This is a genomic window from Kitasatospora sp. NPDC048715, assembly GCF_043198905.1.
Lineage (GTDB): Bacteria > Actinomycetota > Actinomycetes > Streptomycetales > Streptomycetaceae > Kitasatospora > Kitasatospora lactacystinica.
Genome location: NZ_JBICVH010000009.1, coordinates 49890 through 65029, shown reverse-complemented (window position 1 = coordinate 65029; position 15140 = coordinate 49890). Strand labels below are relative to the sequence as shown.

The 15140-nt window shown below is 74.3% G+C and carries 15 protein-coding genes; 8 read left to right on the top strand and 7 right to left on the bottom strand.

Annotated features, from left to right (window positions below; all coding sequences use genetic code 11):
- Positions 1–138: 138 nt before the first annotated feature.
- Together ACGFSC_RS18130 and ACGFSC_RS18125 are read right to left on the bottom strand one after the other, a co-directional pair.
- On the bottom strand, positions 139–1311 hold the full coding sequence (locus ACGFSC_RS18130) for an ATP-binding protein (RefSeq protein WP_359908830.1): 1173 nt from the start codon (positions 1309–1311) through the stop codon (positions 139–141).
- Between the two features lie 89 nt (positions 1312–1400).
- Positions 1401–2066 (bottom strand): response regulator transcription factor, encoded by a 666-nt coding sequence (locus ACGFSC_RS18125; RefSeq protein WP_359908734.1) that lies wholly within the window; start codon positions 2064–2066, stop codon positions 1401–1403.
- A gap of 220 nt (positions 2067–2286) precedes the next feature.
- Between ACGFSC_RS18125 and ACGFSC_RS18120 the strand changes: the two genes are divergently transcribed.
- From ACGFSC_RS18120 to ACGFSC_RS18100, 5 genes are all read left to right on the top strand, one after another.
- Positions 2287–2733: a hypothetical protein gene (locus ACGFSC_RS18120; protein ID WP_359908737.1), complete on the top strand. Its 447-nt coding sequence runs from the start codon at positions 2287–2289 to the stop codon at positions 2731–2733.
- Positions 2723–3814 carry a peptidoglycan-binding protein gene (locus tag ACGFSC_RS18115; RefSeq protein WP_359908740.1) on the top strand — a complete coding sequence of 364 codons (1092 nt, stop codon included), beginning with the start codon at positions 2723–2725 and terminating at the stop codon, positions 3812–3814. Before ACGFSC_RS18120 ends, ACGFSC_RS18115 begins: the two co-directional genes overlap by 11 nt.
- The gene (locus ACGFSC_RS18110) at positions 3811–4521 is read left to right on the top strand and encodes an ABC transporter ATP-binding protein (protein ID WP_359908743.1); all 711 of its coding nucleotides are present in this window, start codon (positions 3811–3813) and stop codon (positions 4519–4521) included. The genes ACGFSC_RS18115 and ACGFSC_RS18110 overlap by 4 nt, the downstream gene beginning before the upstream one ends.
- Entirely contained in the window at positions 4518–5714 is a 1197-nt protein-coding gene (locus ACGFSC_RS18105) for an ABC transporter permease (protein ID WP_359908746.1), read from the top strand. The genes ACGFSC_RS18110 and ACGFSC_RS18105 overlap by 4 nt, the downstream gene beginning before the upstream one ends.
- Before the next feature lie 255 nt (positions 5715–5969).
- A complete protein-coding gene (locus ACGFSC_RS18100; protein WP_359908749.1) occupies positions 5970–6650 on the top strand; it encodes a DUF6445 family protein in 681 nt (226 codons plus the stop codon).
- Positions 6651–6682: 32 nt separating this feature from the next.
- On the opposite strand, the gene ACGFSC_RS18095 is transcribed toward ACGFSC_RS18100, so the two are convergent.
- The gene (locus tag ACGFSC_RS18095; protein ID WP_359908752.1) at positions 6683–7327 is read right to left on the bottom strand and encodes an endonuclease; all 645 of its coding nucleotides are present in this window, start codon (positions 7325–7327) and stop codon (positions 6683–6685) included.
- Positions 7328–7496: 169 nt separating this feature from the next.
- Here ACGFSC_RS18095 and murQ point away from each other — a divergent pair, with 169 nt between their 5' ends.
- On the top strand, positions 7497–8402 hold the full coding sequence (gene murQ, locus ACGFSC_RS18090; protein ID WP_359908755.1) for an N-acetylmuramic acid 6-phosphate etherase: 906 nt from the start codon (positions 7497–7499) through the stop codon (positions 8400–8402).
- A gap of 39 nt (positions 8403–8441) precedes the next feature.
- On the opposite strand, the gene ACGFSC_RS18085 is transcribed toward murQ, so the two are convergent.
- Both ACGFSC_RS18085 and ACGFSC_RS18080 read right to left on the bottom strand, forming a co-directional pair.
- On the bottom strand, positions 8442–8954 hold the full coding sequence (locus ACGFSC_RS18085) for an isochorismatase family protein (RefSeq protein ID WP_359908758.1): 513 nt from the start codon (positions 8952–8954) through the stop codon (positions 8442–8444).
- 9 nt (positions 8955–8963) lie between these two features.
- Positions 8964–9644, bottom strand: a complete 681-nt coding sequence (locus tag ACGFSC_RS18080; protein WP_359908761.1) for a TetR/AcrR family transcriptional regulator C-terminal domain-containing protein — start codon at positions 9642–9644, stop codon at positions 8964–8966.
- A gap of 127 nt (positions 9645–9771) precedes the next feature.
- Between ACGFSC_RS18080 and ACGFSC_RS18075 the strand changes: the two genes are divergently transcribed.
- On the top strand, positions 9772–11085 hold the full coding sequence (locus ACGFSC_RS18075) for an MFS transporter (RefSeq protein ID WP_359908764.1): 1314 nt from the start codon (positions 9772–9774) through the stop codon (positions 11083–11085).
- A gap of 71 nt (positions 11086–11156) precedes the next feature.
- On the opposite strand, the gene ACGFSC_RS18070 is transcribed toward ACGFSC_RS18075, so the two are convergent.
- On the bottom strand, positions 11157–11684 hold the full coding sequence (locus tag ACGFSC_RS18070; protein WP_380356746.1) for a YcxB family protein: 528 nt from the start codon (positions 11682–11684) through the stop codon (positions 11157–11159).
- 239 nt (positions 11685–11923) lie between these two features.
- Between ACGFSC_RS18070 and ACGFSC_RS18065 the strand changes: the two genes are divergently transcribed.
- Positions 11924–13423 (top strand): hypothetical protein, encoded by a 1500-nt coding sequence (locus ACGFSC_RS18065; RefSeq protein WP_359908770.1) that lies wholly within the window; start codon positions 11924–11926, stop codon positions 13421–13423.
- Positions 13424–13502: 79 nt separating this feature from the next.
- Here the strand turns inward: ACGFSC_RS18065 and ACGFSC_RS18060 are convergent, their stop codons facing one another.
- The gene (locus tag ACGFSC_RS18060; protein WP_359908773.1) at positions 13503–15053 is read right to left on the bottom strand and encodes a glutamate synthase subunit beta; all 1551 of its coding nucleotides are present in this window, start codon (positions 15051–15053) and stop codon (positions 13503–13505) included.
- Positions 15054–15140: the final 87 nt, after the last annotated feature.

The following is a 15140-nucleotide window of genomic DNA, read 5'->3' as shown; positions in this document are numbered from 1 at the left end:
CATCGCGCGGCCGCGGGCAGGCTGCGGGCCCGGGGTCGCGGACATCGCGCGGCCGCGGGCAGGCTGCGGGCCCGCTGTTCAGGGGCCGTCCGGTGCGGGCTCCGTTCGAAGGACGTACTGGTGCCCCCGGCAGCCGGATCAGGCCATGGGGAATTCGACCCGGACCCGCAGTCCGCCCGTGCTGCCGGGGACGGCGGTGACGTCGGCGTGGTGGGCACGCGCGATGGAGGCGACGATGGACAGGCCCAGGCCCGCGCCCTCACGCGGGCCGTGTCGACGCTCCTGCAGGCGGCGGAAGGGCTCGAAGAGGTAGGGGACCGTCTCCGGCGGCACCTGGGGGCCGGTGTTGCCGACCTCCAGGACGCCGTCGCGCACGCCGACCTCGACCCGGCCGCCGTCGTGGTTGTGGCGCAGGGCGTTGCCGACCAGGTTGCGTACCAGGTGTGCCAGCAGCACCGGATCACCCTCGACGGACACGGGGGCGGTGTCGGTTCGGACGGTGACGCGGTTCGCCCGGGCTTCCTCCGAGGCGGCGCACTCGGCGGCCACCGCGCGGGCCAGCTGGTCCAGTGCGACCGGTTCGCGGTGGTCCAGCCTCTGGTCGGAGACGGACAGCAGCAGCAGACCCTCGATGAGCCGTTCGCTGCTCTCGGAGACCTCGATCAGTTTGCGGCGGATCCGGGCGACGGCGGCCGGGTCCTCGGTGGCCAGCCCGATTTCGGCCGCGGCCCGCTGAACCGCGAGCGGAGTCCGCAGTTCGTGTGCGGCGTTGGCTGCGAACCGCTGCTGCGCGCCCACCAGTTGCTCCATGCGGTCGAGCATGGCGTCGAAGGTGTCGGCGAGCTGTTTGAGCTCGCCCGGGGGTGCGTCGAGGGCGATCCGCTCGTGCAGGTTCTCGCCCGAGAGCCGCCGCGCCGTGTTGGTGATCACCGCCACCGGGCGCAGCACCCGTCCCGACATCCACCAGGCCAGTGCCATCGAGATGACGGCGAAGGCGGCCAGAGCGATCAGGGAGACGGTCAGCAGCTGGTTCTGGGCGGCCTGCTCGGCGGCCTGGGTGACGACCTTGACGGCCTGGAAGTGGGACTGTCCGCCGTCGGCGGGGGTGGTTCCGGGTGGAGCGTTCGCGGGTGCGGCGGTTCCCACCGTGAGGGTTTTCGCCGCGGCGGGGTCCGGGGTCGCCAGTGTGGCCAGTCGCGGTTCGACGGCGACGGCCGTGCTGATCGAGGTGTACAGACCCTCCCGGACCAGGAAGTTGACCAGGACGATGAGCATGGCCCCGGCGAGGACGAGCAGCCCGCCGTAGAGCATGGTCAGCCGGCCCCGCTCCCCGCCCGGCAGCCGCGGGCGTGGTCGGCAGGGCAGTGGAGGGCGGTTCGGGCCGACCGGGGCGGAGCGCCTCATGCCGGGACGCCGATGCGGTAGCCGTGGCCGGGCACGGTGTCGATGACCGAGGGCTCGCCGAGCTTGGCGCGGAGTTTGCTGAGGGCGACCCGGACCGCGTTGGTGCGGTATCCCATGTTCCGCTCCCACACCCGCTCGATCAGGTCCTCACCGCTGACCACGGCGCCCTCGGCCTGCATCAGCGCCTCCAGTACGCCGAACTCCTTGCGGGACAGGGCGAGGTAGCGGCCCTCCCGGAAGGCCTGGCGGCGAGCGGTGTCGAGGGTGATGCCCGCACGTTCGAGGACCGGCGGAAGGGCGGGGTGGGTGCGGCGGCCGAGCGCCAGTACCCGGGCCAGCAGTTCCTCGTAGGCGAACGGCTTGGTGAGGTAGTCGTCCGCGCCCAGGTCCAGGCCGTCGACGCGGTCGCGGACGGTGCCGGCGGCGGTGAGCATCAGTACCCGGGTCAGCAACCGCTGCTCGACGACGCTCCGGCACACCTCGTCGCCGTGCGCTCCGGGCAGGTCGCGGTCGAGCACGAGCACGTCGTAGTCCGTGAAGCGCAGCCGCTCCAGCGCGTCGGCGCCGTTGTACACGACGTCGACGGCCAGGGCGTCGCGCCGCAATCCCTCGGCGATCATGTCCGCCAGGAATTCCTCGTCCTCCACGATCAGTACACGCATGACATCAGGTGTACCTGAGAACCACCTTTCGTTGCCGTAAAGGTCTCGGCTGACAGCGGCGAAATGCGGGTGCGTGCCAGCCTCTGCGTGGTCGGTCACCCGGTATCGGACACGGTGGTCGGTCACTCGCAATCGGACACGGAGGAATTCCATGCGGAACCACATGCGGAACCACTTGCGGAACCACAGGTACGGCGCGGCGGCCGTGCTGGTGGCGGGGATGGCGCTGTTCACCGCAGCCTGCGGCGGAGGCGCCACGGGCACGGGCGGGGGCGGCGGCTCGGACTCGTCGGGCAAGGGCGCGGCGGCGGACCGGGCCTACGAGCACCGCAAGTGCCTGCGCGAACACGGCGCCCAGGTGAAGGAGCCGGAGCCGGGCCAGGACCCGCGGGGCCTGGTCCTCGAGGGCGGCCAGGACAAGATGGCGGAGGCCCTCAAGGCCTGCGGGGGAGCCGGCGGCTCGGGCGGCACGAAGATGTCCCAGGCCGACAAGGACAGGGCCCTCGAATTCGCCCGGTGCATGCGCGGTAACGGTGTGGACATGCCGGATCCGAAGTTCGACGGCGACTCGGCGATGTCGGGACAGGCGATGAAGGTCCCGGAGGGCGCCGAGAAGGACAGGTTCGACAAGGCGAACAAGGCGTGCAGTGGTCAGAATGCGGAGTGAGCGCGGGCGGGGCCGCCGAACGTACCTGATCGCCGCGCTGGTCACCTCGGTCTCGCTGGTGGGCGGGGTCACGGCCCTCTCGCAGACCGGCGGCGTCAGCAGCGCCGGCACGGACCGCACCGGCGGGCTGCCGCCGAGCACGGGCTCGGTGGAACGACAGGACCTGAGCAGCCGGACCCAGGTGGACGGGACCCTCGGCTATGCCGAGGAGCGCCGGCTCAACGCCGGTGTGCCGGGCACCCTCACCTGGCTCCCGGAGGCCGGCGCGGTGGTGAAACGCGACGGGGTTCTCTACGAGGTCGACGGCCGGAAGGTCCGGCTCATGGACGGCGAGCGCCCCGTGTACCGGACGATGAAGACCGGCGACAAGGGGCCGGACGTCGGACAGCTGAAGGAGAACCTCCGCGACCTGGGCTACGGCAAGGGGCTGGCCGCGGACGAGGAGTTCACCCCCGGCACCGCAGAAGCGGTCAAGCGCTGGCAGAAGGCCCACGGTCTGGCCCGGACCGGCGAGATCGGCCCCGAGCAGATCGCCTTCTCGCCCGGTCCGGTGCGGATCAAGAAGAACGATGCGGCCGTCGGCGACCAGGCCGCTCCCGGCAAGCCGGTCCTCACCACCACCGGCTCCGAACGGCAGGTGCAGATCAAGATCGAGGTCTCCCGGGCCGACCTCGCCAAGCCCGGTACCCGGGTCGAGGTCGACCTGCCCGGCGGCGGCAGGGCCAAGGGCAAGGTCGCCTCCGTCGACCGCACCATCGGCGAGGACGGCAAGGAGCAGGGCTCCCAGGACAAGCCCGCCAGGATCACCGCCCGGGTGCTCTTCGACGACCCGGGGCAGGCGGAGGGCTTCGACCAGGCGCCGGTCACCGTCGAGCTCGAAGGAGAGGTCCGCAAGGACGTGCTCACGGTACCGGTCAACGCACTGCTCGCACTGTCCGGCGGGGGCTTCGGCGTCCAGGTCGTGGAGGACGGGAAGGTACGCGAAGTCCCGGTCGAGCTCGGCATGTTCGGACAGGGCCGGGTCGAGGTCAGCGGGACCGGCCTGGCCGAGGGAATGAAGGTCGGGGTGCCCAAGTCATGAGCGCCGTGGTCGAGTTGAACCAGGTCACCAAGGAGTATCCGGGCGGGGTCGTGGCGCTGCACGGCGTGGACCTGCGCGTCGGACGCGGCGAACTGCTCGCCATCGTCGGCCCTTCGGGGTCGGGCAAGTCCACCCTGCTGCACATCGTCGGCACCCTGGACCGGCCGAGCGCCGGATCCGTCACCCTGGCGGGCCACGACGTCGCCGCCCTCTCCGACCGCCGGCTGTCCGCACTGCGCGCCCGGCACATCGGCTTCGTCTTCCAGTCCTTCCACCTGGTGGCCGGGGTCAGCGCCCAGGACAACGTCGCCGAGGGCCTGCTCTACTCGGGCCTGCCGCGCGCCCAGCGCCGCAGGCGCGCGGCCGCGGCCCTGGAGCGGGTCGGGCTCGCGGACCGCATGCACCACCGTCCGCACGAGCTGTCGGGCGGCCAGCGGCAGCGGGTGGCCATCGCCCGGGCGGTGGTCGGCGAGCCGGACCTGCTGCTGGCCGACGAGCCGACCGGCGCGCTGGACTCCGCCTCGAGCGAAGCGGTGATGGAGCTGCTGCACGACCTCAACGCCGAGGGCGCCACCATCGCGGTGATCACCCACGACGGCGAGATCGCCGACAGCCTGCCGCGCCAGGTCCGTATCCGCGACGGTCACATCGTGGCGGATCTGCGCACCGGCGCCGCCGAACCGGCCGATCGGGGTGGGGAGCGATGAGCCGCACCCGGCTCTCCCCGGCCCGGCTCGGCCCCCGTGACGTCCTCCACGTCGGATCGGCCGGCCTGCGCACCCGGCCGCTGCGGGTGGTGCTGTCCGCGCTGGGCATCGCCATCGGCATCGCCACCATGATCGCGGTGGTCGGCATCTCCTCCTCCAGTAAGGCCCAACTCCTGAGGCAGCTCGACCAGTTGGGAACCAACATGCTGGTGGCCTCCCCCGGCCAGGGGCTGTTCGGCGAGAAGGTGAAGCTGCCCGAGGAGTCGATCGGCATGCTGAGCCGCGTCCCCGGGGTCGAGCAGGTCGGCGCAACCGGTGACCTGGCGCAGTCCGTCAGGCGCAGCGAGAAGATCCCCAGCGACGAAACCGGCGGCATCACCGTGAAGGCCGCCACCGAAGGACTGCTGGACGTCGTGCGCGGCGCGGTCGGCTCGGGCACCTGGCTCAACGAGGCCAACGGGCGCTATCCGTCGACGGTGCTCGGACACGTCGCGGCCCAGCGCCTGGGCATCACCGCCCCCGGTCAGCAGGTCCACATCGGCGGCCGGTACTTCACCGTCATCGGCATCCTCGACCCGCTGCCGCTGGCTCCCGAGATCGAGCGGGCCGCCCTGGTCGGCTGGGACGGCGCCGGCGCGCTGCTGGGCTTCGACGGCCATCCGACCCAGATCTACGAACGGTCGACGGACCGGACGGTCGGCGCGGTCCGCGAGCTGATCCCGCGCACCGTCGACCCGCAGAACCCGCACAACGTGCAGGTCACCGACCCCTCCTCGGCGCTCCAGGCCAAGGCCGCCACCGAGGGGGCGTTCACCGACCTCCTGCTCGGGCTGGGCGGGGTGGCGCTCCTGGTCGGCGGCGTCGGGGTCGCCAACACGATGATCATCTCGGTATTGGAGAGGCGCCACGAGATCGGACTGCGCCGCTCCCTGGGCGCCACCAGGGGCCAGATCCGTCTCCAGTTCGTGACGGAGTCCCTCCTGCTCTCCGGACTGGGCGGGCTGGCCGGCGTGGCCCTGGGCGCGGCCGCCACCTACGCCTTCGCCGTCTCGGGCGACCTGCCCTGGGTGGTCCCCCTGTGGGCCGTCACCGGGGGCTTCGCCGCCACCCTGCTCATCGGGACGGTGGCAGGCCTCTACCCGGCCGTCCGGGCCTCCCGCCTCTCCCCGACCCTCGCCCTCCGCACCGGCTAGGGCCTCTCGTCGGCCCGCAGGCGGGGGTTTGAAGACAGACCCCGCAGGCCTGTTCGGGAAGGCGTCGAAGGTACGCCTGGTTGGCCGTCCCGGAAGGCTTCGGGCGGCCAACCGGAGGACGCGTGGCTCTGTCCACGTGAAGTCGCAGCGGGTTCGCACCGGAGCCCCGGCCGGGTCCCGGGCCTGGTCACCCTTGACGAAAGGTTGACCTGCTCACGGCAGAAGGTTGACGATCACCGCCTCTATGGTCGGCCCATGCCCTCACAGCCCATCAGGCCCACCACCCTGCCGGTCCTGCCCTACCGCAAGCCCACCCGCGGACGGGACTACTGGGTCCTGGACAACGTGCTGCCGGACCCGGACGCCGTCCGGGAGCGCTGCCTGGCCCGCGGGGACTGGACCGAGGGCTACCCGCACCGCCCCGAGACCTGGCCCGGACTGCGCACCATGCCGGGCCTGGAACCCGCGGAGCTGGCCCGGGTCGAGTCGCAGGTCCGCAAGGCCACCGGGGCCTCCCGGCTCTGGGTGCAGAGCACCCCGGGCGGCGGCACCCTCAACCACAACTGCGTCCAGGTCGTCGGCGCCGGGGAGTCGGAGTCCCGCCCGCACACCGACTCCCGCGCGCTCTGCCGCTACGCCGCCGTCCTCTACCTCAGCCCCGGCGCCCCCAAGGACGCCGGCACCAGCTTCTACCGCCAGCAGTTCCCCGGCGGCCGCCTCGGCGGCAACCTGGTCAACGCCCCGCACAACAACCTGGTCGAGGCGCTCGGCACCCGCCACGTACCGGCCGACCACTTCACCGAGGACGTCCGCGTCCCCAACCGCTACAACCAGCTGCTCCTCTACCACGCCAACCTGATCCACAGCGCCACCGGCTACTACGGCACCGACCTGGCCGAGCGGCGGATGACGGCGGTCTTCTTCTGGATGGCCTGACCCGGCACGCACCCTCTCGGACCGCCGGGCCCTCACCCGGCACCGGGCCGACCCACCCCCCACCCGGCCCCCACGTGCGCCAGGCTCGCCCTGGTCAGCGCCGCCGCCAACCGGGCCAGGTCCCCCGGCCCGACCAGCGCCGCCAGCCCGTCCGGTTCGCCCGGCAACCCGAGCGTCCGGGCCTCCGCCAGCGCCCGCTCGTCGACGTACGGCCGCAGCGAGGGCCAGACCGCCTGCGCCTCGCGCCGGAAGATCCCGGCGCCGACCGGCCCGATCCGGGGGAACTCCCGGAGCAGCTCGCCGATCCGCTCCGAATCGCCCCCGGCCTCCTCCCGCAGCCGCCGCAGATCGCCGTGCCAGCGGTCGAGCAGCAGCCCGGCCCCCTGGCCGAGCGCCGTGGCGGTGCTCTCGTCGTAGCGCACGTAGTGGGCCCGGCCCAGGGCGGCGATCAGCGTCCGGCGCCGGGCGTCCGCCATCGCGCGCGGGGTCCGCAGTCCGGCGGCCGACAGCTCCCGGGCCGCCGCCGTGGCGGTGCCGGCGCCGATCCGCACCGAGCACAGCACGGTCAGGACGAGCAGCCGGTAGAGCGGCGAGGGCTTGTCGCGCAGCGTGATCCCGGCCTCCTCCGCGTAGGTGCGGCCGAACCGGTCCAGGAGTTCGGCAACGGTCGGTTCCACGGCCTTCACCTCCTCCCCCACGCTTGCCCGGATTCGGACGCCCCGCACCCGGGGAGGCTCGCCGCATGAGTGAGCGAAGCACGGGGACACCCCCGGCCGGAGGCCGGGGGCGGATCGTCGACGGGTACGCGCGGGCACAGGCCCCTGCCGGGCGGAGCGGGGCGGGCGCATGAGCCGGGACGCCGTACCCGCGACCGAGACCGTCCGCCCCGACTGGGCCGCGATCGACCGACTGCCCACCGTCGAGCTGCTCCGCCTGATGAACGCCGAGGACCGCACGGTTCCGGTCGCCGTCGCCGGGGAGTTGGAGCGGATCGCCGCCGTGGTCGACGCCGTGGCCGCCCGGATGGCGCGTGGTGGCCGGCTGGTCTACGCCGGCGCGGGGACGGCCGGACGGCTCGGTGTGCTGGACGCCGTCGAGTGCCCGCCGACCTTCGGCACCGATCCGGCGCGGGTCGTCGGTCTGATCGCGGGCGGGCGCTCGGCCGTCACCGCGGCGGCCGAGGGCGCCGAGGACCGCACCGACCTCGCCGGGGCCGACGTGGCCGCGCTCGCCCTCACCCCCGCCGACACCCTGGTGGGCGTCTCCGCGTCCGGCCGGACGCCCTATCCGCTGGCCGCCGTCCGTGCCGCGCGGGCGGCCGGGGCGCTGACCGTCGGGTTGGCGTGCAACCGCGGCTCGGCGCTCTCGGCCGCGGCCGAGCTGGGCATCGAGGTGGAGGTCGGCCCGGAGGTGCTGGCCGGATCGACCCGGCTCAAGGCGGGCACGGCCCAGAAGCTGGTGCTCAACCTGCTCTCCACGGCCGTGATGGTCCGGCTCGGCCGGACGTACGGCAATCTGATGGTCGACCTCCGCGCCACCAACGACAAGCTGCGCGACCGCGCCCGACGGATCGTCGCCGAGGCGACCGGCGCCGACGAGGCCGCGGTCGACCGCGCCCTGACCGCGACCGGCGGCCGGGCCAAGGACGCGATCCTGTCCCTGCTCGCGGACGTGGACGCGTCCACCGCCGCCCGCCTGCTCACGGCCTCGGACGGACGGCTGCGCGAAGCCCTCCGCCTCGCCCGGCCGTAGCGGCTCGCCGCCGCACCGGCGGCGACCCGCCCCGCCGGCTCACCCCAGCCGCACGTCCGCGGCCGCGACGACCTCGCCGAGGCGCGGGAAGTCCAGCTCCACCGAAGCCCGGTGCTCCTCCGCCGTGAGCGCGGCCATCGCGTCCTCGACGAACACCAGCCGGTACCCGTGGTCGCAGGCGGCCCGGGCACTCGACTCCACGCCGAGGTTGGTCGCGATCCCGGCGAACACCACGGTCTCCACGCCCCGCGCCCGGAGCAGCTCGTCCAGGCCGGTGCCCTGGAAGGCGCCGATGGTGCGCTTCACCACGACCTCGTCGGCCGCCGCCGCGACCTCCGCGGGCAGCCCGCTCCCGGGCGGCTGCTCGGTCACGTTCGGCCGCTCGACCCGTACCGCGATCACGGGCGCGCCCGCCGCCCGGAACTCCCGGGCCAGCTCCAGCGAGGCCTTCACCACCTCCGAACCGGTGCGCGGCGCGAGCGGGTTGGCGACGATCCGGTCCATCAGGTCGATCAGGACCAGGGCCGTGCTGCGGGGGTCAAGGGTGGTCATGGGGTCACGCTAGTCCATCGGACGAGTGGCCCCCGAGGCCCGGTCCGGCGCCGGGGCGCTCTGCGCCGCCTCCCGCGCGATCTCCGTCCTGAACCCCTCGATCAGCACCCGCAGCCCGTACTCGAAGTCGGCGTCGTGGTCGGTCATCCGCAGGACGTCGACCGCCTCGCGCAGCAAGGGCAGTTCGCGCAGTGCTTCGTCCGGGAACGGCGGCCGGTCGCGGCCCGCGGAGTCCTGTCGCCAGGCCTGCTCCTCGGTGACCCAGCCCATGATGTACCGGTCGACGGTCAGCAGCAGGCGCAGCGCCGTTCGCGGGCGCAGTCCCGCTCCGCAGAGGGCGCTCAACTGTGCCTCGACCGCCGGGAGTTCGTCCTCGGTCGGGAGGGTTCCGGCGTGCACCCGGGCGCCGTCGCGGTAGGCGAGCAGGGCGTTGCGCTTGGCGCGGGCGTCGGCGGCGATCCACTCGGGCCAGTGCGCCGGGTCCGGCTCGCGGTCGGGCGGGAGGGCTTCGGCGAGCATCGCCTCGGCCATCAGGTCGAGCAGTTCCCGCTTGCTCTTGAAGTGCCAGTACAACGCCGGTGACTGGACGCCGAGTTCGCGGGCGAGCCGCCGGGTGGTCAGCCCGTCGATGCCCTCCTCGTTGAGCAGGCGCAGCGCCGTGCGCACCACCTCGTCGCGCTTCAGCGCCATCCGATCGGCCTCCTGGGTCGTCCGCTTGCCAGATCCACCTTATCGCCGATAAGTTCCCGAGCTGGAATTTATCAGCGATAAGGAGAGCCGTCGCGACACCGACGGCCGCGAAGGGATCCCACCCCTCATGACCTCCGGACCGAACCCGACCTCCGGAACGGACAGCACCTCCGGAACGGACCGCTTCTGGTCCCGACTGCTGCCGAACACCGCGCCCTGGCGGTCCTCCCGCGACTTCCGGCTGACCTGGACCTCGGGCACCGTCACCCTGCTCGGCTCGATCTTCACCATGACGGCGATCCCGCTCCAGATCGCCGACCTCACCGGTTCGCCGCTGGCCGTGGGCGCGGTCGGCGCGGTCGAACTCGTACCCACCGTCCTGTTCGGCCTCTACGGCGGCGTCCTCGCCGACCGCGCCGACCGCCGCACCGTCGCCCTGGTCACCGAGGTCGCCCTGGCCGCGCTCAGCGCCCTGCTGCTGGCCAACGCGCTGCTCGGCACCCCCGCCGTCTGGCCGCTGTACGTCGCCGCCGGGGTGGCGGCGGCGCTCCAGGGCGTCCAGCAGCCCTCGGTGGAGGCGATGATCCCCCGGCTGGTGCCCCAGGACCAGCTGGTGGCGGCCGGCTCCCTGCTCTCGCTGCGCTGGAGCATCGGCGGCGTGGCGGCCCCGGCGGCGGCCGGCCTGCTGATCGCGACCGCCGGCGTCCCGGCGGCGTACCTGGTCGACCTCGGCACCTTCCTGCTCTCGATCGCCCTGCTCGCCCGGGTCCGGCCGGTCCCCTCGGAGCGGGACGCCGAGGTGCCGCAGCTCACCGAGTTCCTCGACGGCGCCCGGTACGCGGCCCGGCGCCCGGACCTGATCGGCACCTACCTGGCCGACCTCACGGCCACCGTCCTCGCCCTGCCCACCGCGCTCTTCCCGTTCCTGGCCGCGGACCTGGACGCCACCTGGGCGCTCGGCCTGCTCTACTCGGCCGGCGCGGTCGGCAGCCTGATCGCCGCCGCGACCGGGGGGTGGGCGGAGCGGGTCCACCGGCACGGCCGACTCGTCCTGTTCTCCGCCGCCCTGGTCGGCGCGGCGACGGCGGCGGCCGCGTTCGCCCCGGGCCTGTGGGCCGTCCTGCTCTGCCTGGCCGTCGCGGGCGGTGCCCACTGGATCGGCGACACCTTCCGCAGCGCCATCTGGAACCAGTCCATTCCGGACGAACTCCGGGGCCGCGCCGCCGGGTTGGAGATGCTGATCGGCTCCGCCGGGCCGGCCCTGGGCGACCTGCGGGCGGGCGGGCTCGCCGCCCGCCAGGGCATCCGGGCGGCCCTGCGCACCGGCGGCCTGCTCTGCCTCGGCAGCTCGGCCGCGCTGTCCGCCGCGATCCCCGCGCTCTGGCGCTACGACCGGCGGGCGCACCGCACCGGGCCGGCCCCGGCGGAGCCCACCCCGTGACGCGCCCCACGCCCCGGCCGCACCGGCCCCACCGAAGGGACCGCCCCAGGGACCGCCCCAGGAACCACCGCTCAGTCCGGGACGAGCGCCGTCGCGTGCCGGTCGATCAGCTCCCCCAGCCCCCGGAGGTCGTCGACCCCGCGCTTGGGCAGCATGGTCAGCACCCCCGCCTCCTCGTTGCCGCTCAGCAGCAGGAACAGCCGGGGCGTCTCCAGGTAGTACCGCTGCTCCGGCCAGGCGAACTCGGTGACCGAGGCCTCGGTGCTCACGACCACCCCGTCGTCGTCCAGCAGGACCCTGAACTCGCCCTTGTCCGCCGCCGCCCTCGTCACCCGCCGCACCCGTGTCGCGGGCACCGCGAGAACCACGAGCAGCGCGAGCACCACCAGCAGGGCGACCAGCAGCGGCACCGTCCCGCCGAGGACGACGAGCAGTCCGGCAACCGCCGTCCCGCCGACGGCCACCGTGTACACGGCTCGCCGCGACCGGCGTCCGACCGCCGTGTGCCGGTCCCACGCCGCGAAGGCCTCCCGGAAGTCGGCGTCCGTCGGGGTGTAGCGAACCTCGACATACGTCACCGCCCGCCCATCGGAACCCACGTCCCCACCCTCCGACCCGTACACGCACAACTCCTGACACCAGCTTCGCCGGATCGTAGCAAAGACCGTACGTACCCGATGCGACCGCGTCCGCGCTCCCCCGGCGGGAAAACGCCGCTCCCGGCGCCCACCCGTTGACCGACCGCCCCGCCCGGCGGTTGGCTCACCCCGAGCCGGCCGCCGGGGAGTTCGGCGTCCACCGCCGACGCGGCACGGCCGATCCCAGGGGAGGGAACCAGATGAACCTCATCCGCCGCCCGCTGCGCGCGGCCTGCGTCCTCGCGGCCGCCGCACTGGCCGCCGCCGTCGCCGTGCCCGCCCAGGCGGGCCCGACCGGAGCGGCCCCGTCCGAAGCGGCCCCGACCGGAGCGGGCCTGGCCGCCCTGCCGGGCGCTGCCCGCACCGAACGCGTCTCCGTCGGCCTCGGACAGGCCCAGGCCACCGGCGCCTCGCAGGCCGGCGGCCTGAGCGCGGACGGGCGCTTCACCGTCTTCACCTCGGAGGCCGCCGACCTGGTGCCCGGCGACACCAACGGCAGGTCGGACGTCTTCGTCCGCGACCTGTGGACCGGCCGCACCGAGCGGGTGGACACCGGCCCGGACGGCGTCCAGGCCGACGGGGACTCCTACGAGGCCACGATCAGCGGCAGCGGCCGCTACGTGGCGTTCAGTTCCACCGCCACCAACCTCGCCCCCGGTGCCAACCGCGGCTCCGAGGACGTCTACGTCCACGACCGCTGGACCGGCGACACCCGCCTGGTCAGCGTCGGAAGGACGGGGGTTCCGCAGACCGGCAAGCTGTCCGGCGTCCCCTCGATCAGCTGGGACGGCCGGTACGTGGCCTACCAGTCCAACCGCGGCGACCTCGCCCCCGGCACGGTCACCTGGTTCGGCGGCAACATCTACGTCACCGACCGCTGGACCGGCGACACCCGCCTGGTCAGCATCGGCGCCGACGGCAAGGAGGCGGACGCCTCCTCCTCCGCTCCGGAGATCAGCGCGGACGGCAGCACCGTCGTCTTCATCTCCAAGGCGACCAACCTCCTCGGCGCGGGCGGGGCCGGCGCCCTCTCCCCCGCCGCGGTCGCCGAGCTCAGGGCCGGCTCCGACCGGGAGTTCGTCGCCGACTCCTTCCACCCGGCGGCCACCCTCCGGCCGGGGGCCCGCGCGGAGATCCTCAAGCCGCGCACCTACCCGCTGTACGTCCGCGACCTGCGCACCGAGCGGACGAGCCTGGCCAGCCCGGACGGCGACGGCGGCTACAAGGGCGCGGTCAACCCCTCGATCAGCCCCGACGGCCGCTACGCGGTCTACTCCTCCTGGGTCCTGCACGGCGGCACCCAGTGGGACCGTCACTTCGAGGTCTACGTCCGCGACCTGAAGCAGGGCACCGAGACCCTGGTCAGCACCGGCCTGCCCGGGACGACGACCACCCTCGGCTCCTACGGCGGCCGGATCACGGCGGACGACCGGTGGGTCCTCTTCAGCTCGGAGGCGGACAACCTCGTCCCCGGCGACACCAACAACGCCGAGGACGTGTTCCGGCACGACCTGTGGACCGGCCGCACCGAGCGGGTCAGCGTGGCGGGCGACGGTGCGCAGAGCGCCGGTCCCTCGCACGCCCCGTACGCCGACGCCCTCGGCACCGCGGTGGTGTTCACCTCCTCCGACGGCACCCTCGTCCCCGCGGACACCAACGGCGTCGAGGACGCGTTCCTCCGCCGCCTGCCGCTGTTCTGACACCCGGTCCGACGGCCCCACCCTCGCCCCGCCCCGGCCACCCCGACCCGGCCCGGCCCCGGCGCGGGTGCTCCCGGACTCACACCGTGAGCGCCCGCGTCGAGGCCCGGATCGGCGCCGGAAGCTCCGTCCACCCGCGCAGGTAGCGGTCCACCGCCGCCGCCACTGCCCGCCCCTCGGCGATCGCCCAGACGATCAGTGACTGCCCGCGTCCGGCGTCCCCCGCCACGAACACGCCCTGCGCCTCCGTGGCGAAGCCGTCGTCCCTGGCCAGGGTGCCCGCCGGCCCGGTGGCGAGGCCGAGCTGGGCGAACAGCCGCCGGTCCGGCTCCGGCCCGGTGAAGCCCAGCGCGAGCAGCACCAGCTGCGCGGGCAGGCTCCGTTCGGTGCCCGTCCGCGGGCTGCGGTCGGCCGGTTCGGCCTCGGCGAAGCGGACGGCGGCCAGCCGGCCGTCCGGGCCGGCTTCGAAGCCGACGGTGGTCGCCGCGAACACCCGGGGCCCGGCCGCCGCGGCGCCGGACTCCTCGTGCGAGGTGGTCTCCCGGTACACCTTGGGGTGCACCGGCCAGGGCTGTCCGGCGGCCCGGTCCTGCGGCGGGCGGGGGTTGATGTCCAGTTGGGTGACGGTGGCGGCGCGTTGACGGAGCGCCGTTCCCAGGCAGTCCGCCGCCGTGTCCCCGCCGCCGACGATGACCACGTCCAGCCCCTCGGCGGACACCGGCGAGACCGGGCGGTCGCCCTCGTCCACCCGGTTCGCCCAGGTCAGGTAGTCGATCGCCTGGTGCACCCCGGACAGGTCCCGGCCCGGCACCGCCAGCTCCCGGCAGGCGGTCGCCCCCACCGCGACCACCACCGCGTCGCACCCCGATCGCAGTTCCTCGCCCGGGACGTCCCGGCCGACCCACACCCCGGTGCGGAAGGCGGTGCCCTCGGCCCGCAGCTGGTCCAGTCGGCGCTCCAGCCGGTGCTTCTCCAGCCGGAACGGCGGGATGCCGTACCGCAGCAGTCCGCCCGCGCGGTCGGCCCGTTCGTACACCGTGACAATGTGCCCGGCCCTGGTCAGTTGCTGGGCGGCGGCCAGCCCGGCCGGGCCCGAGCCGATCACCGCGATCCGCCGCCCAGCGGCCCGCTCGGGGCGGTCGGGCGGCCGGGGCCCGTCCCAGCCCGCCTCCCAGGCCCGGTCGGCGATCGCCAGCTCCACGTTCTTGATCGCCACCGCGGCGCCGTCGATCGCCAGGACGCAGGCGCTCTCGCAGGGCGCCGGGCAGAGCCGCCCGGTGAACTCCGGGAAGTTGTTGGTGGCCAGCAGCCGTGCCGCGGCCGCCCGCCAATCCGCTCCCGCGTCCGCCTCCGCCCTCGTACCCGCCCCGGTTCCCGTACCCGTACCCGGCTCCTGGCCCGTCCCCGATTCCGCCACCAGCCGGTTCCAGTCCGGCACCAGGTTCCCCAGCGGACAGGCGTGGTGGCAGAACGGCAGCCCGCAGTCCATGCACCGCCCCGCCTGCCCGCCCACCACCGGCAGCAGTTCGCCCGGCCGGTACACCTCCCGCCAGTCCCCCAGGCGCTCCCGCGCGTCCCGCCGCGCCCGCTCCGCGCGCGGGGTGGTGAAGAAGGCCATCCGGTCTGCCATCGCGGCCTCCGGCAGGGCGTGCCGACTCGAACCAGGCGGCCCACCCGGCGGCGCGCCACCGTACGGCCACCGTACGCCCGCGAAGCA